This is a genomic window from Psychrobacter sp. 1U1, assembly GCF_051847535.1.
Taxonomy (GTDB): domain Bacteria; phylum Pseudomonadota; class Gammaproteobacteria; order Pseudomonadales; family Moraxellaceae; genus Psychrobacter; species Psychrobacter saeujeotis.
This window is the reverse complement of record NZ_JBPYDD010000001.1, coordinates 353354-374865: the sequence shown is the minus strand read 5'-3', so window position 1 is coordinate 374865 and position 21512 is coordinate 353354. Positions and strand designations below refer to the sequence as shown.

The following is a 21512-nucleotide window of genomic DNA, read 5'->3' as shown; positions in this document are numbered from 1 at the left end:
TAAAGGTAGAAATTCATCTTATACAATGATTCTTTATGACCACATAAGACTATTGATTGATAGCCAACAACGTTAGTATAGTTTTTAGCGGCTTGTATTATCATTCTATTAATGCTTATCAATTTACTGTTTGCTGTTAGTTCATAGCACAACAATTTATTAACTGACATAGAGATACATTACTTTTTATGATGAAAACGTTATGATAGCTGTTGCATAGTATGTTATAAAAAACCGAACTATAATCAATCCTATGTTTGCAAACATTCATTGTTACTTATATTTTATGTTTTCTTTTAACCTGCCCAATAAAATGGATTACTTACATGAAGCGTACTACATTGTCTCACTCTCTTCTTAATATCATTTTAGTGTTCATTGAGTCAGCATTGACCCTGTTGCTACGTCTAGATCCTGAGCTACGTAAAGCTGCCTACCCACTTGCTAAACAGGGCACTTTGGTTTGTCTGCGCCTCTATTTACCTCATGTAGAGGTTTTTGCAACTTTTAGCTACAAAGGTGTGTTACTCGACGCTCAACTACCTGTTGATCGTAGTGAGCCTGACGTCGTTATCAACGCTTATAGTATTCAAGTGTTGAACGCTCTTACCTCACACGACAGTGAGACAACTGAAAAACTACAAATGCGCGGCGAAGCCATTCAAGTGCAACTGGTTAAGCAGTTTATCACTCAGCTAGGGTTGGGTAGCCTGATCCAAGGTATCGCAAAAAAATTCAAAGGTGGCAGTACTAAGAAAAAGTCTAGTACAGAGGAGATGGAAGAAAAGAAGCATAATTATAAAATACGTATTGCAGAACAACAGACTCAAATAAATACGTTGACCATAAAAAATCGCGAGTTTGAAACAACAGTAAAAGAGCTACAAAGTAGACAAAAAACGCTTACCATTGTATCAGTTGTAGCGACTATCATCGCAATCGGTGCCATCATTGCTTTATTAATGAATTAATCTATTTAGCCTTGCTCTTGTTAAATGACGACACTTAATGACGCTACATAGCTGTTGTTAAGTGTTCTATTCGTACTGCTCCCATCCCTGTCATGTCTCTTTTTAAGTCTTAAATTTACCGATTACTTTTATTAATAACCGTGATAGATAAGATTAACCATACTAAGACACTTTAATCTTGACTAAATTACTCAGGATTAAGTATAATAACTCTATCACAGCACATATCTGGTTAATCATTTGTTGTTTGATGGTGCTAGCATTTAATCTGTTTAGTATCGCCATAATGTAAGTAGTCTTACATTAATTTTATTAATCAATATGCTTAAGCTCGTTATTAAATTTGGCTTATAACTGATCAGCTTGGAGATATTTTATGCGTTTAACTACTCGAGGTAGGTACGCCGTTACCGCTTTATTAGATCTGGCTTTACAGACTAGTCAGCAAGACAGCGCTGTGTCCTTATCTGATATTGCAAAGCGACAGTCTATCTCTATCTCCTATCTTGAACAGCTGTTCTCCAAACTTCGTAAACGTGGCTTGGTTACTAGTATCCGCGGCGCGGCAGGTGGTTACCATTTGGCAAAACCTTTAGATGAAATAGACGTGATGACCATCATCTCTGCTGTTGATGAATCTGTTAACGCGATGCAGTGTGAAGGACGCGGTGATTGTCAAGGCGGTACAATGTGTTTGACCCATGATTTATGGTGTGCATTATCAAATCATATAGAACAGTACTTGAAAAATATAACATTAGCGCAATTATTAGATATGGAAAACGTGCAGTCAGTATCAGAACGTCAGCATACCTCTACTAAAGAGATTTCCTTAAAAGACATTAATACTATTACTTTATCGACCAGCGAGGCAAACCCAGCATGAGCCAACATAACACCCTTATATATTTAGATTATGCCGCTACTACGCCAGTTGCTAAACCAGTAGCTGCTAAGATGAGTGAGTATCTGACTGTAGATGGCATCTTTGGTAATCCAGCCTCGCGCTCACATGGCTATGGTTGGCAAGCAGAAGAAGCGGTAGAGACTGCTCGTGGGCAGATAGCTGAAGTAATCAATGCTGATCCGCGCGAAATCGTCTTTACTTCTGGTGCAACAGAATCTGATAACCTAGCAATCAAAGGTGCAGCACATTTTTATCAGTCTCGTGGTAAGCATATTATTACAAGTAAGATTGAGCATAAAGCAGTATTAGATACTTGCCGTGAGCTTGAGCAAGAAGGTTTTGAGATCACGTACCTTGAGCCGCAAGCAAGTACTGGTCTTATTTTGCCAGAGCAAGTTAAAGAAGCCCTTCGTGACGATACCATCTTAGTATCACTTATGATGGTAAATAATGAGCTTGGTACGATTACCGATGTTGCTGCTATTGGGGAGATTACGCGTGACGCAGGTGTTATTTTCCATGTTGATGGTGCTCAAGCTGTCGGCAAGGTAGTGATCAACCTTGAAGAGATGAAAATTGACTTGATGAGTTTTTCTGGTCACAAAGCATATGGTCCTAAAGGCATTGGCGCATTATTTGTTCGCCGCAAGCCGCGCATTCGCCTAAAAGCAGAGCAGCATGGTGGTGGTCATGAGCGTGGTATGCGTTCAGGTACATTACCGACGCATCAAATTGTCGGTATTGGTGCAGCATTCGCTTTAGCTAATGAGCGTTATGAAGAGGATCATGCGCACGCAGCCAAACTACGTCAAAAGCTTTGGGATGGCCTACAAGACATCGAAGAGATTTACTTGAATGGCGATTTAGAACATAGTGTCCCTAACATCGTAAATATCAGCTTTAACTTTGTTGAAGGTGAATCACTGATGATGTCATTGAAAGACTTAGCGGTATCATCTGGTTCAGCCTGTACATCAGCGACGCTTGAGCCATCTTATGTGCTACGTGCAATTGGTCGTCCAGATGAGTTAGCTCACAGCTCGATTCGATTCAGTTTTGGTCGTTATACGACTGAAGAAGATATTGATACTGTGGTTAAGCAAATGCATGAAGCGGTTGATAAGCTGCGTGCCCTATCGCCACTTTGGGATATGTATCAAGAAGGTGTTGACTTAGATTCAGTTGAGTGGGCAGAACATTAATATTTGGTAAGATATATTTAATGAATTAGATAATAATATGGTTATGAAATATAGCCATTTAGTGAAAAATCAGACAATTATAAATAACGTTTTTATATGAAGTGTTTGACCCCAATTATCGATGAGTAGTTAAACCTTTCAACGTTCATAAATAACTACTCATCATCTAACTAGGAGAAAACCCCATGGCCTATAGTGACCAAGTTATTGATCATTACGAAAATCCACGCAACGTTGGCAATCTTGATAAAAATGCCAAAAATGTTGGAACTGGCATGGTCGGTGCCCCAGCTTGTGGTGATGTAATGCGTCTACAAATTCAAGTTGATGATAAAGGTATCATTGAAGACGCTCGCTTCAAAACTTATGGCTGCGGCTCAGCTATTGCGTCAAGCTCACTCGTTACTGAGTGGTTAAAAGGCAAAAGTTTAGATCAAGCTGGCGAAATTAAAAATATGGATATTGCTGAAGAATTGGCATTGCCACCAGTAAAAGTTCATTGTTCTGTGCTTGCAGAAGATGCTATTAAAGCTGCCATAACCGATTATAAAGGTAAGCATGGTACTGCCGAAGTAGCAGAAGAAGCGACTAGTTAAATCTGATAGCGTACGCGATGTATGCTGTTAGTACTGCTGTAGTAGTGTGAGTTGCATTACTAATGACGCTTAGTGGTGACAATGATGCTTATAAGTACTTGTCACCTTTTATTTTTAAGAGTTATTAGATTGTGATGAGTTTATTGATATGACCATACATTTATAATGATTGTTATTAATGCATAAATTACCATATTGTATAAGTTATTATATTGTTAGTCGTCATCAAATTTAATAGTGAATAGGAGTTGGCATGATTGAGATGACAGAACGCGCCGCTCAGCATGTTCGAGATTTTTTGGATAATCGCGGCAAAGGTGAAGGTATTCGAGTTGGTATTCGTACAGCTGGTTGTTCAGGCCTAGCCTATGTTTTAGAGTTTGTAGATATACCTGATGATAACGATACACGCTATGAAAGTCGCGGTGTCAGCATCTTTATTGATCCTAAAAGCTTGGTTTATTTAGACGGCTTATTAATGGATTATGAAAAGGAAGGCTTAAACGAAGGCTTTAAATTCACCAACCCCAATCAAAAAGGCGAATGTGGCTGCGGGGAATCCTTTACTGTTTAAAATGTACGATTACGATATTGAGCAAGTAGCAGCATCTCGATATAAATGTTGTAAAGTTAGTATTGGTCATTAATCCTTATATAAGTCCGTAGTTACAATATTTAGTTCAGCAAAGACCTGAAAAACAAACAGAACAGCAAGGCGCATAATATGACAGAGGTCACTTTAGAAGCTCAGTTTGATAACTTTTTCGCTCTATTTGAGCATCCTGTACAGTTTGAAGTCAATCAAGATAGCCTTGATCACCGTTTACGTTTACTACAAAAGCGTTATCATCCAGATAATCTTTCTGTTAATGGTAAAGAGAGCGTAACAGATACCGCGCAAGCAAAGCAGCAAACTGAGCAGACATCAGCCTTGATCAATCAAGCTTATCAAACCCTCAGTGCTCCCGATAGTCGTGCCAGCTATTTACTTGATATGGCTGACCAAGCACAGAATGTAGAGCACTCTATTGCTGATTTGGATTTTCTAGAAGATGCGATGCAGATGCGTATTGATTTAGATGAAGCCATCGAAGATAAAGATCGTGCGACATTACAACAACTGCATCCGCAAATCATAGATCGCTTAGCGCTTCAATCTAAACGTTTTAAAGAAGCTTATGAAAGTGAAGACTGGCAGACTGCCATCGATGCCACACAAAAGCTGAAGTTTTTGGTCAAATTAAATGCTGATGTGACGATCGGTCTTGATGAAGTAGCGAGCGCTGAACACTCAGATGATGATGACCTATATGTTTAAACTTGACGTATGAGTACTATACTCTATATGTATGGTCAAAATATTACTAACAGTATTCTCTTATTTTAAGCGCCATTTTCTTCTATTGTAGAGTAAGACTTTAGCCGTTAAACTATCGTCGCCTGCATGCTTCATTTTACTTATCTATTTTATCTTTGAGTTATTTTATGTCTTTATTGCAAATTGCCGAACCCAATCAAAGCGCCCAACCTCACCAACATCGTTTTGGTTTAGGAATTGATCTTGGTACCACACGCTCACTGGTCGCTGTGGTACGTTCAGGCAAAGCGCAAGTCTTAGAGGCAGCTACAACGACTGATACTTTATTACCTTCTGTTGTTTATTATCCAAGTACAGGTAATCCCCTTGTCGGTTACGACGCTCTAGCGCACTTAGCGGATGATCCAAAAAATACGATTGTTTCAGCCAAACGTTTTATGGGCCGTAGCCAAGCTGATATCAAGTTCTCTCATCCTTATGAGCTGTCTGGCCACAAAGATGATATGCCAACGTTTGTCACCGCCCAAGGTGAGGTCTCTCCTGTTGAAGTATCAGCCCGGATTTTAGCGGCTCTTGAACAGCGAGCTACGAGTACCCTACCTATAGATAGTGTAGAAGGTGCTGTGATTACCGTGCCTGCCTATTTCGATGAAGCGCAGCGTCAAGCGACCAAAGATGCGGCACAAGCGGCTGGTATTAATGTACTGCGTTTATTGAATGAGCCTACCGCTGCTGCAGTTGCATATGGTCTCGACAAACCCGCTGAAGACTCTGTTAATAGCGAGACTAAAGAAAACTACTACTTAATTTATGATCTTGGTGGTGGCACTTTTGATGTGTCTATTTTAAAGCTTAATGATGGTGTCTTTGAAGTATTAGCAACGGGTGGTAACAGTGCCCTAGGCGGTGATGATATTGATCGTTTGGTGACCAATTGGCTCATCAAACAAGCAAACGTCGATCCTAAAGACGTCAGCCCTCATGATAAATCAATACTTGCGCAGCAGGCTAAAGCCTACAAGCAAGCGCTAACTGATGCCAAACAAGTCGATATTGACATTATTGTCAATGAGCAGTCTTATCAAGGCGTACTGCGTCATGAAGACTTAGTCGCCATCGCTAACCCTGTTAGTCGCCGTACATTAAGCGTGTGTGAACAAGTACTGCGTGATGCAAAGCTATCTAGCACTGATTTAGATGAAGTAATTTTGGTGGGCGGCTCAACCCGTATGCCTGCTATCCAAGACGTTGTGGCTGAGTTTTTCAATAAGCAGCCACTTTGTCGCCTAAATCCAGATGAGGTCGTTGCCTTAGGTGCGGCTCAGACAGCGCATCAACTGGTTAGTGGTGATAGTGATGACCATTTACTATTATTAGATGTGACACCATTATCGCTTGGTCTTGAAACCATGGGCGGTTTGGTTGAAGTATTAATCCCACGTAATACCCCTATTCCTGTTAAAAAGCGTCAAGTGTTTACCACTTATCAAGACGGACAAACGGGCATGGTTGTTCACGTAGTACAAGGTGAGCGCGAAACAGTAGAGAACTGCCGTTCACTGGGACGTTTTGAGCTATATGGCATTCCGCCAATGAAAGCAGGTTTTGCCCGTATTGAAGTGACTTTTAGTATTGATGCTAATGGACAGTTGACAGTTAGTGCACAAGAAACCACAACAAAGACAGAGAGTCAGATTGAGATTGTGCCTTCTTATGGATTATCAGATGAGCAAAAAGAGCAGCTTTTGACTGCTGGATTTAAGCATGCAGAAGAAGATAAAAACGCTCGTTCTTTAATTGAGACTAAAGTAGAAGCTGAGCGCGAAGTGCTCGCGCTACAATCCGCCCTGAACGAGTTTGCTGCTTTATTAACATCGGAGGAGCAGCAGTCCCTTGCTAAGCATATTCAAGGGTTACAAACGGCCCTTGAAACTGACGACTTATCAGTTATCGAGAGAGAACAAGCTTCACTTAAACCGCACAGCGACGCTTTTGCTGCTCGTATTATGAATCAGAGTGTCAAAGCCAGCATGGCAGGTACAAGTGCTCAGGACTGGTAATAGCTACACTGATGACTATAAATCAATAAGTATAATTCATTTAATATAATATATTTATACGTTATAACATTTCATTTTTAGATTTTTAATCGATTAGTATTGGACAGACAATTTATGCCAAAGATTACTGTACTACCCCATCACGAGATTTGCCCTGAAGGTACTGAGGTCGAGCTTCAATCTGGTGATAATTTATGTAAAGCCTTGCTTGAAAAAGGCGTCAAGATTGAACATGCTTGTGAGATGTCAAAAGCATGTACGACCTGTCATGTCGTGGTTCGTAAAGGATTTAATAGCTTAGAAGAAATGGATGATATTGAAGCCGACTTGTTAGATCGTGCTTGGGGACTGGAACCTGATTCACGCCTGTCTTGTCAGGTGATGCTTGATGAAGAAGATTTAACCATAGAAATTCCCAAATATACGCTTAACCATGCCAAAGAAAATCATTAAAGAATAAGCATAAAGTTTTTCTACACTAAAAAGCCAGCTATTAAAATATAATAGCTGGCTTTTTGTTTGGATGAAAAGCTAGTAATCTTCGTTCATTGTGTTAATTAAAAAAACTGCCCCAGTTATCTTTTACTTATTGATTAAAGAATGCTCTTTTTCTTCCTTTTCAATACGTTCAAGTGCGAAGTTCAGTTTGCTTTTAATCTCTTTATAATCATAATTTTGCATGTCTTTAAAATTTAGATGTAGATTAAAGCCAGGTAGAGTATGATCCACCCACTTAGATAAGCGGCCTTTATTAGCGTCAGGGTCTAATACTTGCCAAGCATTGATACTACTATCAAAACCTTTTAACTGATAGGTGCCAGCATATTCGCATTCGTAATCGTGGCAGACATAATCATAAGTCCTTTGACTAATAAGAATATCTCCCTTTCCTGCTATCGATTCAAGACGAGATGCAAGATTTGCCTCTTTACCAATGATAGTATAGCTCATGCGACTATTACTGCCAAAGTTCCCTACATGACAGTAACCGGTGGTAATCCCAATGCGTACATACAGTCCTTCAAAGCCCATCAAACGCCATTCCTGACGTAAACTGCGCATTTCTCGGCGCATATCAATTGCCATGGCCACGCAGTCCAATGCATCTTGCCGCGTCCCTCGACTGTTGGGTTCACCAAAAAAACATATCATACCATCACCAACAAACTTGTCTAGCATCGCGCCGTGTTTGTTGGCAATAACTGTCATACATTTCATATAAGTATTTAAAATATCAGCTAGGTTATCAGAGCTTAGACTGTCAGACAGCTCAGTGAATCCAGCGATGTCTGAAAACATGATCGTAAGTTTCGCTCGTTTATTATTCACATCTACCACATTGTCTGACTTTACAATTGGTTGCCAGACCTGAGGAGGTATGAAACGGGACAATTTACTAATGACTGATACCAAAGTATTAAGTCGTCCCTTTGTCTTCTCTGCCGTGTTTTCGTAACTCAAATATTTATGATAAATCTCCCAAAACTGACAGCATATAGTAATAATACTAGCTAGTAATACAATGGGTGATATAAAGTCATCATTGCAAACCATCATATCGCTATTTAGCATGGTACTGACGTAATAAAACATGACAGTAATAACGATCGAAACAATAATCAGCTTAAGTCGATTTTCAGGCTCACTTAAGATGATTCGAATACCGATCAATAATGACAAACTCAGTGATAAGATGGTACAAAACTGCATACTTCCAATGACTGTTGACAATAGCATTACAACGATATTGGATGTCCAAAAGCTTGGTTGACGCCGGTAGTTGTAAATTAAAATCATTAGACTTGGTAGGCTTACAATTGTAAACAATACCATTGAAATAGAATTAAACTCAAAATGCATAGCGACCAGCACTACAGTAAGCAGTAGGACGAATATCTCTGGATAGTCAAACCGAGCATATTCTTGATTTTTCAATAAAGTCGATGATTTCAATCTACCTAAAAGAGGCATACTTGACAGTCGCTTAGATTAAGACAAGCTAAAAAAGCTTAGAAGAGTGAGTGTTAAATTTTATAATAAAATAGAGAGGAATACAGCTGGTTGATTGGCGGTAATGATCTATGTAGATGTTGTATAAGTTACTAGTAACGTACATTGCTAAAAATGAACAACAGTTAATCAATACTATTCATCCTAGATACCGTTTAACATTACTCAGTAGTGTCAGTAGTTGACGTTCTGGTTATAACGTAAGAAACAGTACAACGCAAAAAATATAAACGTAACCATTCGCCAAGTACTGTATCTAACATTGTATCTAACTGTTGATTAACAACTACATTTGCCAATCAAACGGCATTTGATGATGACCTCGCAATGCAATCATTAATGTTTGCTGCATTTGTGCCAATATATCTTTTGTATATGGTACTGCAGGTACGCCCCATACTGGATTTGGCCATTGCAGATCGTTTTGATAGCGTACTATATGATGAAAGTGTAGCTGTGGAACTTGGTTGCCGAGTGCTGCAACATTCATTTTGTCGGCTTGGAATGTCTTGGCAAGTTGGCTTGACAACCAGCTTGACTCACGTAAAAATTGTGCTTGGTCGGATTCAGACAATTCATACAATTCTTTGATACCTGATACACGTGGTATTAAAACCAGCCAAGGAAACTGGCAGTCGTTAATCAAACGACATGTCGACAAGGGAAAATCCCCTACCAAAAAACTATCAGCAGCAAGCTTAGGATGCAGTTGGAACATAATAACGGCTTCTCTTGTTATAAAATATCAATAAAATCAGTTAACAGTTATCTATAATGGCGCTATTTTATCAGTTATCTGTAACGACGTGTTAAACATTCACACATACCTACTACTGATCATACTTATCTATCAAAACTGTGTTTTATATTGAGGCAAGATGATAACAATATAACGCCCTTGACTAAAGAAAACAGAACACGTTTTTAAGCTGTTTCGGCTACTGTATGTTCGCTAAAATACTGCAGTAGCTCTTGGATAGCAGTGACCCGCTGCTGCGGTGTCTCAAGTTTATCGGCGTCATTATAACGAATACCTGAAGCGCCGTTCATACGATAACGTTGACCATCAGATTGAATCAATTTAATGATTGCCAGCGCGTCAACTGGTGTATCAGGCGCAAATTCTAAGGTCACACTATGACTATTGGCATCAATTTTGTTAATTTTTAATGGCTCTGTCTGTAAGCGCAGGTCATGAATGGCAAATAGCTGCTTGGTTTGATCTGGCAGCACGCCAAAACGGTCGATCATTTCAGTACGTATGTCGATCAAGGTTTCTTTACTATCCGCGTTACTAATCCGTTTATAAAATAATAGGCGCTGGTGTACATCATGCAGATACTCTTCTGGTATCAGTGCTGAGCTGTGTAAGTTTATTTCACTGGTTAACGATAACGGCGTGCTCAAATCTGGCTCTTTGCCTGCTTTGATGGCTTTGGTAGCCCGTTCGAGCATATCCATATACAGACTAAAGCCAATTGCCTGCATATTACCGCTTTGCTGTTTGCCTAGGATTTCACCAGCACCGCGAATCTCTAAATCTTCACTCGCCAGCATAAAGCCTGCACCCAATGTATTGGCGCGCTCAATCGCATGTAATCGGCGTTTGGCATCCCCTTTAAGACCCTTAAGCGATGGTACTAACAGATAACAGTACGCTTGATGATGACTGCGACCGACACGGCCACGCAACTGATGCAGCTGAGCCAGGCCAAATTTGTCAGCGCGCTCAATAATAATAGTATTGGCATTTGGTACATCGATACCAGTTTCGATAATAGTTGTGCAAATCAACACATTGAATTTTTTATGGTAGTACTGCTGCATGATTTGTTCAAGCTCACGCTCCTGCATCTGTCCATGAGCGACCCCTACACGTGCCTCTGGTACCAGCTCGCGAATAGTCTCTGCCATACGCTCAATACTGGCGACATCATTATGCAATAAGTATACCTGTCCGCCGCGTAGCAACTCACGTAAAATAGCCTCTTTCATCAAAGCTTCTGTCTTTTGCATGACAAAAGTTTTAATAGCCAAACGACGTGCAGGCGGGGTTGCAATAATAGACATATCACGCATACCAGATAGCGCCATGTTAAGCGTTCTAGGTATCGGTGTCGCTGTCATCGACAAACTATCTACATCAGTCTGAATAGCCTTGATACGCTCTTTGTGACGCACACCAAAGCGATGTTCTTCATCGACGATCATCAACCCCAAGTTAGAAAACTTGACATCAGGCTGTAACAGCTTATGCGTGCCTATCACAATATCAACTTTACCAGCAGCCAAATCTGCTAGCACTGTCTCCTGATGCTTTTTACCACCAAACCGTGATAAGGTCTCGATACGAACAGGCCAATCAGCAAAACGGTCGCGGAAGTTGTCTTCATGCTGTCCTGCAAGCAAAGTAGTCGGTACTAATACGGCAACCTGATAACCAGCGCTGACGGCAATAAACGCAGCTCGCATGGCAACCTCTGTTTTACCAAAGCCCACGTCACCGCAAATAAGACGATCCATCGGCTGGTTTTGTCTCATATCTTCGATAACCGCATGAATAGCGTTGGCTTGATCAGGGGTCTCTTCAAAAGCAAACTGGCTGGCAAACAGATCATACTGTGAGATATCTATTTTAAAATGAATACCCACTTTGGCTTCGCGTCTTGCTTGCATATTGAGCAGCTCTGCCGCTACATCATGAATTTGCTGCAATGCTTTTTGCTTGGCTTTGTCCCATTTTCCACTACCAATTTTGTGTAGAGGAGCAAGTGCTGGATCACCACCACTGTAACGACTGATCATTTGTAGACTGGCTACTGGTACATAAATACTGGCATCATCGGCGTATTTTAGATGGATAAATTCTTGCTCACCGTCACCCACATCTAAAATAATGAGGCCATTATAGCGACCAATACCATGCTCGATATGGACAATAGGACTGCCTTGTGTCATTTCAGTGACACTTTTGACCAAGAACTCTTCTGATACGCCACTTTGTCGACGGCGACGTGTTTGTAGTACTTGCCTACCGAATAGCTGAGTCTCACTAATCAGCACCAAACGTTCGGGGACAAAGACTCCGCGCTCAATCGGTGCAACTGTCAGACCAACATATGGTTTTTGGCTTGAATTGTTGTCACTGACCTTGTCTGCTGCTAAAAAATCTTTGAAGCTGTCATAGGTTTTTATATCAATTTTACCTTTGAACAGCTCAATGAGAATCTCACGACGACCTGCAGTTTCAGCGACAATTAATACTGGTGTACCTGTTTCTACCTGCAGATGTAAAAAATCCAACAGTTCGGTTAAAGGTTCTGCCTTTTGGTGGTTTACTGTCAATTGCGGCGGCATTTGAGCGCTTAATGTGACTAGGCCTTGCTGTTTGGTTTGCAATACAGTAGATGCGGATGCTTCTTGACCATTGAGATCTGCTACATCTGTCATAGATGCGAGCTCTTCTCTTGCACTTAATATCACTCGTGGATACTGGTTTAAATGCTCATTCAGCGTATTGGATAATAAATACAATAGCTTTGGTGCTACGATAGGTTTATCAATATCATGACGACGCTCTTCATAGCGGCGCTGGATTTGCGACCAGTAATCCGCTTGGCGCTCATTGATTAGCTCATCTGTAATGAACAAAGCATCTTTAGGCAAATAATTGAATAAGCTGCTCTCTTGCTGCCAATCTTCTAGATCAAAAAACAACGGTTGATAATATTCAAGCCCACTACTCGCAATTCCTGCCATCACATCTTTATGTAACTCAGATTTACGGCTACTAGCATTTGGGAACATTGCAGCAAAATTCATGCGAAAAGTGTCTTTCCCATCTTCTAAAGGAAACTCTTTTGCAGGTAGTATTTGAAACTTCTTAATAGGTTTTGAGATATCGGGCAATTTATGCAACAACGATAGCGACTCTTGACCCATACTTTTATCATTACCGGAGACCATAGCCTTTAGATCATCATCGGTCAACGTACGCTGAGTCTGCGGGTGAAAAAAGCGAATTGTCTCAATTTCATCATCAAATAAATCTAGGCGCAGTGGAAATGGCTGACCCATCGCAAAAATATCAATAATACTACCGCGTACTGCAAACTCGCCTGGCTCAAATACATTGTCAACCGCACGGTAGCCCGCTTTCGCTAGTAGCTCACGTTGAGTATGGATATCAAATTGATCACCAACACCTAAATCAAAGTGTTGTCCAATCAGCCAGCTAGGCGGTGCAACGCGATGCATCAAAGCTTGTACAGATATGAGTAGCACACCTGACGTTGGCATATCTGTCAATAAGTTGATTCGTTCACTAACGATATCTTGGTGCGGGGACAGCTCATCATACGTTAGCGTCTCCCAGTCAGGAAAGACATAAGCATCAACGCCGCAAAATGCCAGTTCAGTCTCTATCTGGTTGAGCTGGTTTTGATCTCGAGCTACGACCACTTTCAAACGTTCTGATACTTCCCATATAGTCGTTTTGACCAAACTTGCTAACCATAGACTGCCTACTGCACCATGTACGGGTGCAAGCCAGCGTCTTTGCAAGTTTTGGATAGGAAATAGCTGTTCATTAATGGGAGCAAAAGCGTCAGTTAGGGCAGTGATAGACATAGCAGGTAGGATCTATTTAAGAATCTGGCAGTTATTATACGAATATTTTCGCAATTGACCAAAACTAATTTACACTTTAACAGGCTGCTACGATTTGACAAAACTAAACGGTTTGTTAACATGGCACGCTTTTGGCTATTCTTGTTTTAAGCTAACTTTCCATTGTTAGCATTTAATTATTTCTATATAAACTTTTGCATAGTATTTTGAATAAATATCTCCTATACATGCCTTTTATTGAGTCTCGATTATTCAGTAGCTTGCACTCTCTGTAAAGCGCCAACAGCATTTTTACATTACCTAAAATCTAAAGCTTGTAGCTGCCAAAAACTGTTTATTAGTCATAAATAGTCGATACTTTGACGGTGTCCAGCTCAGCTAACTCATCAGGAGATTCGTCACCTATGAACGAGCAAAAACAGATTCCAAAGCCCCTTCTCGATAAATTTCGTCGCAGGCTTTATACCACTGAACATACAGTTGGTGAAAATAACACTGAAATATTGGGTTTAGATTTACACAGACCTGTATTCTTCTTTACCGCTATTGCCGTTGTTGGCTTTGTATTATTTGCTTTATTACTACCGAATATAGCCAATTCTTGGCTTAATGGTACTAAAGATTGGGTGGTCAATGGTTTTGACTGGCTCTTTGTCAGCACAGCTAATATTATGGTGATATTTAGTCTGATATTGGTTGTGTCTCCCTATGGCAGCATCCGAATTGGCGGTATAAATGCCAAACCTGAGTTCAATCGGCGCTCGTGGCTCTCCATGTTGTTCGCAGCTGGCATGGGCATCGGCCTTATGTTTTGGAGTGTGGCTGAGCCATTGGCTTATGCAAGCGGTTGGGCAGGTACACCACTTGGTGTCGCAGCAGGCAGCCCTGAAGCTTACCATGCTGCTATGGGTGCGACCATGTACCACTGGGGTTTGCACCCTTGGGGTATCTATGCAGTAGTTGGTTTGTCATTGGCCCTATTTGCTTACAATTTTCGCTTCCCATTGACCATGCGCTCCGTATTTTATCCTATTTTTAAAGAAAAGACATGGGGGCTGCCTGGTCATATTATTGATATATTGGCCGTACTAGCAACGATATTTGGTCTAGCGACTTCGCTGGGTTTGGGTGCTCAACAAGCGGCCAGCGGACTTAATTATTTGTTTGGTTGGGACTTTGCAGGTAATTCGCTTGAGATTACCATTATAGTTGTAGTGACTGCTCTTGCTACAATATCTGTAGCACGTGGCCTTGATGGCGGGGTTAAGCTATTGAGTAACGTCAATATGTTAGTCGCTTTATCTTTGTTGCTGTTTGTGTTTTTCGTTGGCAACTCAATCGGATTGCTGAGTAAAATCGGTGCCACTGCTGTTGATTATGCAACTTATATTATCCCGTTATCGAATCCTATAGGCCGCGGTGACGACGAATTCTTTCATGGCTGGACAGTGTTTTATTGGGCATGGTGGATCAGCTGGTCACCTTTTGTAGGTATGTTTATTGCTCGTATTTCAAAAGGCCGTACAGTACGTGAGTTTATTACCTCAGTAATGTTGGCCCCTACGCTTGTAACCATCGTCTGGATGACGGTATTTGGACAGTCAGGATTGAGCCAATATGATAATCAAGTCGGTGAGCTGGCAGGAGGGGTCAGTGATGCTTCCTTAACCTTATTTCAGATGCTGGCAAATCTTCCTCTAGGGACCATTACCTCTTTAATTGCTATTATTCTAGTAATGGTGTTTTTTGTGACTTCATCAGACTCAGGCTCTTTAGTGGTTGATACGATTACGGCAGGTGGTAAGCTTGAAGCTTCAATATATCAGCGTATATTTTGGGCTGTTGCTCAAGGACTTATCGCTATTGCTCTTCTCTATGGCGGCGGTGCGCAAGCCCTAAAAACCATTCAAGCAGGCTCAGTAAGTACGGGCTTGCCTTTTACCTCGGTGTTGATCGTTATGTGTATTAGCTTATGGCTTGGTCTACGCAGGATTTATAAAGCACGCGAACAACTACTCTCAGAGCTTGAAAAATACTAATGAATCATTTACTTTCAACCAAAAAACCCAGTTCCGTAATTTGAACTGGGTTTTTTAATTATCATATAATTACTTATAATATATAATTATTTATAATTACAATCGATTTATACTAACAATACTTTACGCTATTAAAGACTTATGACTTGCAATAATGCCATTATTATCTGCATAGACAAACATGCCAGAATTTAAAGTCAGGTCGCCAAAGCTAATTTCAATATCTGTTTGACCCTCATTTCGGCGTGTTGACTTGCGCGGGATACAGCCTAATGCCATCACACCGATATTCATTTGCGCCATGTCATCGACATCACGGACGCAGCCATACACAATAACTCCAGCCCAGCCATTATCAATCGCTGACTGTGCAATCATATCGCCGAGCAGCGCACAGCGCATTGAACCACCACCATCGACGACCAACACTTTGCCTGCACCGTTATCGTCTTTGCCATTACTATTCAATAATGCCTTCACACGGCTATTATCTTCAAAGCATTTTACTGTCACAATTTCGCCGCAAAACTTATCTTTTGCGCCAAAACTCTGAAAGGTCTTGCCCTCAATATTTGGTAAGCAGACTTGTGATTCAGGATTGGCATCCAATAAATCACAGGTTACAAAGTTCTCTTTATTCATTGCTGTTGATTCTGACATAGCTATTTACTCCTTGTTAATGACTATCAGTTATTTTGCAATCTATGGTCTTGCTATTATTGATATTACTTTATCAGCAAATGCTTAGGCTATTATCTTCCAAACAAGTTTGGTCGTTTGGCCTAACTTACCGACATAGTAATGTCGTGATTCATTTTTTGACACGAGTCATCGCTAGCATCTGCTTATTCTCGATAATATCAGTCATACTGGGCTTTGATTCAGAGAGCTTTGATTCAGAACGATAATCGCTGTATTTACGACGTTCGTACATATCATGGGCGGTCATTGCCATCGAAATCGCGACACGTTTGGCTGAAATGGGATGCAGCGGTAATGATTCAGACACTAAAGGCGAGATGATTTTAAAGGCTTTTTGACTAATGCTCTCGATTGGTCGACCTTTATGCTTACCCAATAATAATGAGGGACGAAAAACAGCCAAACGCTCAAACCCTAGGCTCATAATGGTTTGTTCAGTTTCTGCTTTTACTCTATTATATAAAAACCGACTGTCAACGTCAGCATTCATTGCAGACAATAAAAAAAAGTTTTTAACCCCTTTATCAAAGCATAACTTGGCAAAACTTACGTTATAGTCATAATCTACTTTTCGAAAAGCCTCATCGCTGCCTGCTTGCTTCTTAGTTGTACCAAGGCAACTGAAAGCATCCGTTGTAGCATCCACACCGATGTTTGCAAAAACGTCGGCTAAGTTATCAAAGTCATTCACCTGATAGAATCTCATACTAGCATTTATATACCTCGGTGGACGTCTGGCAATGACTATTAATGTATCATAGAGTTCACTAAGCTGCTTCGCAAGATGCTGACCAACCAAGCCTGTCGCGCCAATTAAAATTGCTTTTTGCTGCATATCCTATCCATTATTCATAATCGTAAAGTATTATAGAGACTATTTTATGACTTTTAGGTTTATGGTTTTCGAGTCGTACTATAGACGATTCACTATAAAACCCATACAGTGCGTGGCTAGTAACCTACTGGTTTTACGTAAAACGGACTATGCCCTATATTATAGGGCAGTATCATAACTAAGTTACCCTATAACTGTCGCTACTATTCATGATTTATTGTAAAAGTTTTTATCAATGGTTCGATTATTAACCACTATTTATCTATATACCTAACTTTATACATATTAGCATAACGACACATACAACTTCTTTTCGCTTTGATGGTCAAATATATTGTTCTAAGCGCAATAATTTGCTAAGATATCCGGCTTTACATGTCATAGCTATTTAATTATTCCAGATGGCTTTGACGCTACCGATGATTTATTAATATTAGGAAGTCTAATATTGAACATCGATATCATGTTTGACGAGACGGCTGCTCGTCACCGATGATTGTTAAACTCATTATTCCAATCAACATTCATATTTTTATCTGTCTTTCATAAAGGAGATACGCGTGGCTAACACTGCACAAGCTCGTAAACGCGCCCGTCAAAACACTAAACGTCGCCAAAACTCAGCGTCACAACGCTCTATGGTTCGTACTTATTTAAAGCGTGTCGACGCGGCAATCGAATCTAAAGATTATGATGCAGCTACCGAAGCTTATAAAAAAGCGGTACCTGTTCTTGATCGTATGGCTGACAAAGGCATTATTCATAAGAATAAATCTGCCCGTCGTAAGAGCCGTCTAAACAAAGCTATCAAAGCTCTTCAAGCTTAAGATTAGTAGCTTTAACAAGCGTTCATAAAAAAACCTTGTCCTAGTGGCAAGGTTTTTTTATATCTATTCAAAATGTCATATTTAATACTGTCCCTTGTAGTTTTAGCCTCGCGCCGCTTTAATACTACGTCCATCTCACTTTCGGCGGTAATAATAGCTTACTAGGATGAAAACCAGCAGCACGGTAGCTATCTATTAACGTATTGATCGGGCGAACATAAACCTCACCGCGCCAAACAAAATATGCATTAGCCTGCTCAAATGGCTTATCATCAAACCATAAAAACACGCCTTCCATCATTTTGGGCCAGTCGTTCCAATCAATCTCAATCACATCGAACATTATCGCTAAAAAAGCAGATAGTAACGTATCATGACTCACTGCCAACATTAAATGTCCATGCTGTGGCTGGTTTTGATAAAAAAGCGATAAAATATCGAGTCCACCTTGATAGGCATTTTTTGTACCTTCAAGGTTACCTTGTAAAAAACGATTAATAAAATTGAGCACACCAATCTCTTTAAAGACTGCATTCGCAATTTCAGGCTCAGTAACCAAGCTACCTGGCTCAACCAATAACGATTGATGCGCTATCGGTCGTTGTAATCCTGCCCCTTCTTGCATTAGCTGCGCAGTATCAATACAACGTCCAATAGGGCTTGAGATGCTATCTACGTCGAGAGAATATGGTAGATGACCAGCTAACCAGCGTCCCCAAGACTTTGCTAATACGCGTCCTTTAGGTGTAAGTGGCAGCTGGTAGCTGGCAAACCCGTTACCATCGGAGCGCTCACGCAAAGAGTGTCTAGTAAACAAAATCAAGCGCTTATTCTCGGGTAACAAGTTAACCGAAGAAATCATACTATCAGGCAGATGCGCTGGGGCAGGCGCGCTCATCTTAAGAGGCTTTTGAGCATTGGACTGCTCAGAACGTGATGATTCAGAAAATTTACTCATAGCAGCTAGCGTAGCAGATTATTGGATACTAGTGAACGAAATATGAGCAGACCAACAATAAAAATGTCAGTAACAAAGTATAACGATAGATAAGTCATATAGAGACTACAACACCAAATGCTCATGGCTTACAGGCAGCATTGTGTAGGCTGTATCGCATAATTCACATCATTCAAGATATGCTAGCCAATATCGATAACTCTATCCCACGCAAACTCAATCTCAGTGCTACTAACTTCGTTAGGATATGCACGAGGATTGACAATCACGCGGGTATTACCAATACGGTAATCAAACGCTTCATGGGTATGGCCGTGTACCCATAGGGTTGGTGCCCAATCCTTATGCATCCAGCTAGATAAATCACTAACAAAAGCTGCGTTACTGGGCAGCGTAGCATACTTTTCAGAGACCGATAAGGCGCTAATACTATGATGAGTCATCACGATTGTTTTTTTTCCTAATTGCTGCGCCTCAATCAACGCCTGCTTTAACCATTGGCGCTGTTGAATATGTAGCTCAATCGATATTTCAGGAGAAAATAGCCCATTACCTGCATATATCTGCTTATAATCACGCATAAAACGTTTAGCAACTACCATCGTATCTTCATTGGCTTGATACTGATAATCTGTCCACAACGTACACCCCAAAATACGTACCTCACCAATATCGAGATGCTGGCACTGTAAGACGCGAACGCCTAGCTGCGAATCGGTATTATAGTTGTCCCAAGTGGCTAATTTTTTATCAAAATGCAATACATCTTCATTAAAGTACTCATGGTTGCCTGCGATGGTAATAAGGGGCACTTGCAGACGTTCTGCCTGCTCCTGTAACCATGGCATACCACTATCGCTGTTGGCAGTATCCCCTGCTACTAATACCACGTCAGCGTCAGTTTTGGGAATATGACCTACGGGATGTGATTGACGTGCATAACTATCAATATGTAAGTCACTTAGTATCTGTAATTTCATATTATCCATTGTTGTCTAATAACACCAGCTGTAGAAGCATCAAACAATGATCACAAGCATAAGTACTCTATTTGTGGTTTGCTTAGCACTGAGCAAGTTTGACACTGCCAATCATAGTTTCGCAACTGGTATACATATAAAGTTAAATAGTGTAGCACCTTTTTTGCTACCTACAAAAAGCAAAAATGCAGCTGTTTAAGCTGCACCTCTTATAACATTATAAACATTAGATACTATTGAGTATCATCTGCAATTTAGCAGCAGGGTTCGTAGCCTGTGTAATAGAACGTCCTATCACGAGATAATCAGCGCCATCATTCAACGCCTGCTTTGGCGTACAGATACGTTTTTGGTCATCGGCATTGTCTTCTGGTAAACGAATACCAGGCGTCACTAGCTTAAAATCTTGACCACACAGCGTCTTGAGGGTTTCAGCTTCTTGTGCTGAACAAACCACGCCATCAAGACCAGCTTGCTTAGTTAATTGTGCTAAACGACTAACTTGTACATCTAAACCATCAGTAATACCTGTTTGCATCAATGCGTCATTATCCATAGAAGTCAACACAGTAACAGCAATTAGTAAGGTATCTAAGTCATTATCCAGTAAGCGCTGTTTAGCCAGAGACATAGCTTCAAAGCCTGCGCTAGCATGAATATTAACCATCCATATACCAAGCTCGGCTGCCGCTAATACTGCTTGTGCTGTGGTGTTAGGAATATCATGAAACTTCAAATCTAAAAACACTTCAAATTGACGTTGATGAAGCGCTTTTATGATATCAGGCCCGCAGCGAGTAAACAGCTCCTTACCTACTTTTAAACGACACAGCGCTGGATCTAGCTGCTCAGCCAATGCTATTGATGCTTCCATTGTCATATTATCTAAAGCAATGATGACTGGAGAATTAGTTGTATTATTCATGATGTTGCCATATCAATATTGAATTTATTAAGCGTGATATGTATAGGTGAATCATTGATTAACCATTACATAATTTAGTCTCGCTTTTGCTTAGTAAGCGTAGCACTCTCATCTACATTAACCGTGGCTTGGTCATGTACGTTGGTCGCTGTCGAACCATAAACAGCTTCTTCAACTGTCGGCGCATTCGCTTGACGATCGATAACGACGTTGGCCTGAGTTACTTGTTCTTGCAAATTAGCATTTAACTTTTGCAAACGCGATATTTCCCACTTATTTTGTAATACACGGAAAATTAATAATGCTAATAGCATACCAATCACAATACCGAGTATCAGACAAAGTATGAGTAGCAGTCCTAAATTCATCGTAGGAGCTTGTAAGAACAGCAGGTTGACGCCAATATCGGTATTGTTAGCTATCACCAAACCAAGCGCATAAGCAAAACTTAAAAATAATAAAACGAACAGTATAAAGCGCATGATATGCATACCTCGACAAAATGTGCGAAAACACCTGCTTCTTAATACCTAACAAAGGTAAAACAAGTAAA

At 40.5% G+C, this 21512-nt stretch carries 19 protein-coding genes; 10 read left to right on the top strand and 9 right to left on the bottom strand.

Annotated elements, in window-relative coordinates; genetic code table 11:
- The first annotated feature begins 326 nt into the window (after window positions 1–326).
- The 8 genes from ACS8FB_RS01525 to fdx all read left to right on the top strand — a co-directional run bounded on the left by ACS8FB_RS01525 (window position 327) and on the right by fdx (window position 7507).
- The gene (locus tag ACS8FB_RS01525) at window positions 327–971 is read left to right on the top strand and encodes a hypothetical protein (RefSeq protein ID WP_439260685.1); all 645 of its coding nucleotides are present in this window, start codon (window positions 327–329) and stop codon (window positions 969–971) included.
- A 376-nt stretch (window positions 972–1347) separates the two neighbouring features.
- A complete protein-coding gene (locus ACS8FB_RS01520; protein ID WP_299189044.1) occupies window positions 1348–1857 on the top strand; it encodes an Rrf2 family transcriptional regulator in 510 nt (169 codons plus the stop codon).
- On the top strand, window positions 1854–3080 hold the full coding sequence (locus ACS8FB_RS01515) for an IscS subfamily cysteine desulfurase (RefSeq protein ID WP_439260684.1): 1227 nt from the start codon (window positions 1854–1856) through the stop codon (window positions 3078–3080). Before ACS8FB_RS01520 ends, ACS8FB_RS01515 begins: the two co-directional genes overlap by 4 nt.
- Before the next feature lie 185 nt (window positions 3081–3265).
- The gene (iscU, locus tag ACS8FB_RS01510; protein ID WP_299216265.1) at window positions 3266–3676 is read left to right on the top strand and encodes a Fe-S cluster assembly scaffold IscU; all 411 of its coding nucleotides are present in this window, start codon (window positions 3266–3268) and stop codon (window positions 3674–3676) included.
- A gap of 253 nt (window positions 3677–3929) precedes the next feature.
- Complete coding sequence (gene iscA / locus ACS8FB_RS01505; protein ID WP_439260683.1) at window positions 3930–4250, top strand: iron-sulfur cluster assembly protein IscA; 321 nt, start codon at window positions 3930–3932, stop codon at window positions 4248–4250.
- 150 nt (window positions 4251–4400) lie between these two features.
- Window positions 4401–4994 (top strand): Fe-S protein assembly co-chaperone HscB, encoded by a 594-nt coding sequence (gene hscB, locus ACS8FB_RS01500; RefSeq protein WP_439260682.1) that lies wholly within the window; start codon window positions 4401–4403, stop codon window positions 4992–4994.
- A gap of 167 nt (window positions 4995–5161) precedes the next feature.
- On the top strand, window positions 5162–7054 hold the full coding sequence (gene hscA / locus ACS8FB_RS01495; RefSeq protein ID WP_439260681.1) for a Fe-S protein assembly chaperone HscA: 1893 nt from the start codon (window positions 5162–5164) through the stop codon (window positions 7052–7054).
- A 114-nt stretch (window positions 7055–7168) separates the two neighbouring features.
- Window positions 7169–7507, top strand: a complete 339-nt coding sequence (gene fdx, locus ACS8FB_RS01490; protein ID WP_439260680.1) for an ISC system 2Fe-2S type ferredoxin — start codon at window positions 7169–7171, stop codon at window positions 7505–7507.
- Window positions 7508–7636: 129 nt separating this feature from the next.
- Here fdx and ACS8FB_RS01485 read toward each other — a convergent pair whose 3' ends face one another.
- The 3 genes from ACS8FB_RS01485 to mfd form a co-directional block, all read right to left on the bottom strand.
- A complete protein-coding gene (locus ACS8FB_RS01485) occupies window positions 7637–9007 on the bottom strand; it encodes an adenylate/guanylate cyclase domain-containing protein (protein ID WP_439260679.1) in 1371 nt (456 codons plus the stop codon).
- A 343-nt stretch (window positions 9008–9350) separates the two neighbouring features.
- Window positions 9351–9782, bottom strand: a complete 432-nt coding sequence (locus ACS8FB_RS01480; RefSeq protein ID WP_439260678.1) for an HIT domain-containing protein — start codon at window positions 9780–9782, stop codon at window positions 9351–9353.
- Between the two features lie 206 nt (window positions 9783–9988).
- Window positions 9989–13693: a transcription-repair coupling factor gene (gene mfd / locus ACS8FB_RS01475; protein ID WP_439260677.1), complete on the bottom strand. Its 3705-nt coding sequence runs from the start codon at window positions 13691–13693 to the stop codon at window positions 9989–9991.
- 404 nt (window positions 13694–14097) lie between these two features.
- On the opposite strand from mfd, the gene ACS8FB_RS01470 reads away from it, so the two are divergent.
- Window positions 14098–15732, top strand: a complete 1635-nt coding sequence (locus ACS8FB_RS01470) for a BCCT family transporter (protein ID WP_299216288.1) — start codon at window positions 14098–14100, stop codon at window positions 15730–15732.
- Between the two features lie 123 nt (window positions 15733–15855).
- On the opposite strand, the gene rraA is transcribed toward ACS8FB_RS01470, so the two are convergent.
- Window positions 15856–16392 (bottom strand): ribonuclease E activity regulator RraA, encoded by a 537-nt coding sequence (gene rraA, locus ACS8FB_RS01465; RefSeq protein WP_439260676.1) that lies wholly within the window; start codon window positions 16390–16392, stop codon window positions 15856–15858.
- A 151-nt stretch (window positions 16393–16543) separates the two neighbouring features.
- Entirely contained in the window at window positions 16544–17269 is a 726-nt protein-coding gene (locus tag ACS8FB_RS01460; protein ID WP_439260675.1) for an NAD-dependent epimerase/dehydratase family protein, read from the bottom strand.
- Between the two features lie 560 nt (window positions 17270–17829).
- On the opposite strand from ACS8FB_RS01460, the gene rpsT reads away from it, so the two are divergent.
- The gene (rpsT, locus tag ACS8FB_RS01455) at window positions 17830–18096 is read left to right on the top strand and encodes a 30S ribosomal protein S20 (RefSeq protein ID WP_058369082.1); all 267 of its coding nucleotides are present in this window, start codon (window positions 17830–17832) and stop codon (window positions 18094–18096) included.
- A gap of 124 nt (window positions 18097–18220) precedes the next feature.
- Here rpsT and ACS8FB_RS01450 read toward each other — a convergent pair whose 3' ends face one another.
- The 4 genes from ACS8FB_RS01450 to ACS8FB_RS01435 all read right to left on the bottom strand — a co-directional run bounded on the left by ACS8FB_RS01450 (window position 18221) and on the right by ACS8FB_RS01435 (window position 21441).
- Window positions 18221–18994, bottom strand: coding sequence for a histidine phosphatase family protein (locus tag ACS8FB_RS01450; RefSeq protein ID WP_420884184.1), 774 nt, complete (start codon window positions 18992–18994; stop codon window positions 18221–18223).
- Window positions 18995–19236: 242 nt separating this feature from the next.
- Complete coding sequence (locus ACS8FB_RS01445; RefSeq protein ID WP_439260674.1) at window positions 19237–20034, bottom strand: metallophosphoesterase; 798 nt, start codon at window positions 20032–20034, stop codon at window positions 19237–19239.
- Between the two features lie 226 nt (window positions 20035–20260).
- A complete protein-coding gene (pyrF, locus tag ACS8FB_RS01440) occupies window positions 20261–20959 on the bottom strand; it encodes an orotidine-5'-phosphate decarboxylase (protein WP_439260673.1) in 699 nt (232 codons plus the stop codon).
- A 74-nt stretch (window positions 20960–21033) separates the two neighbouring features.
- A complete protein-coding gene (locus ACS8FB_RS01435; protein ID WP_299216303.1) occupies window positions 21034–21441 on the bottom strand; it encodes a lipopolysaccharide assembly protein LapA domain-containing protein in 408 nt (135 codons plus the stop codon).
- Window positions 21442–21512: the final 71 nt, after the last annotated feature.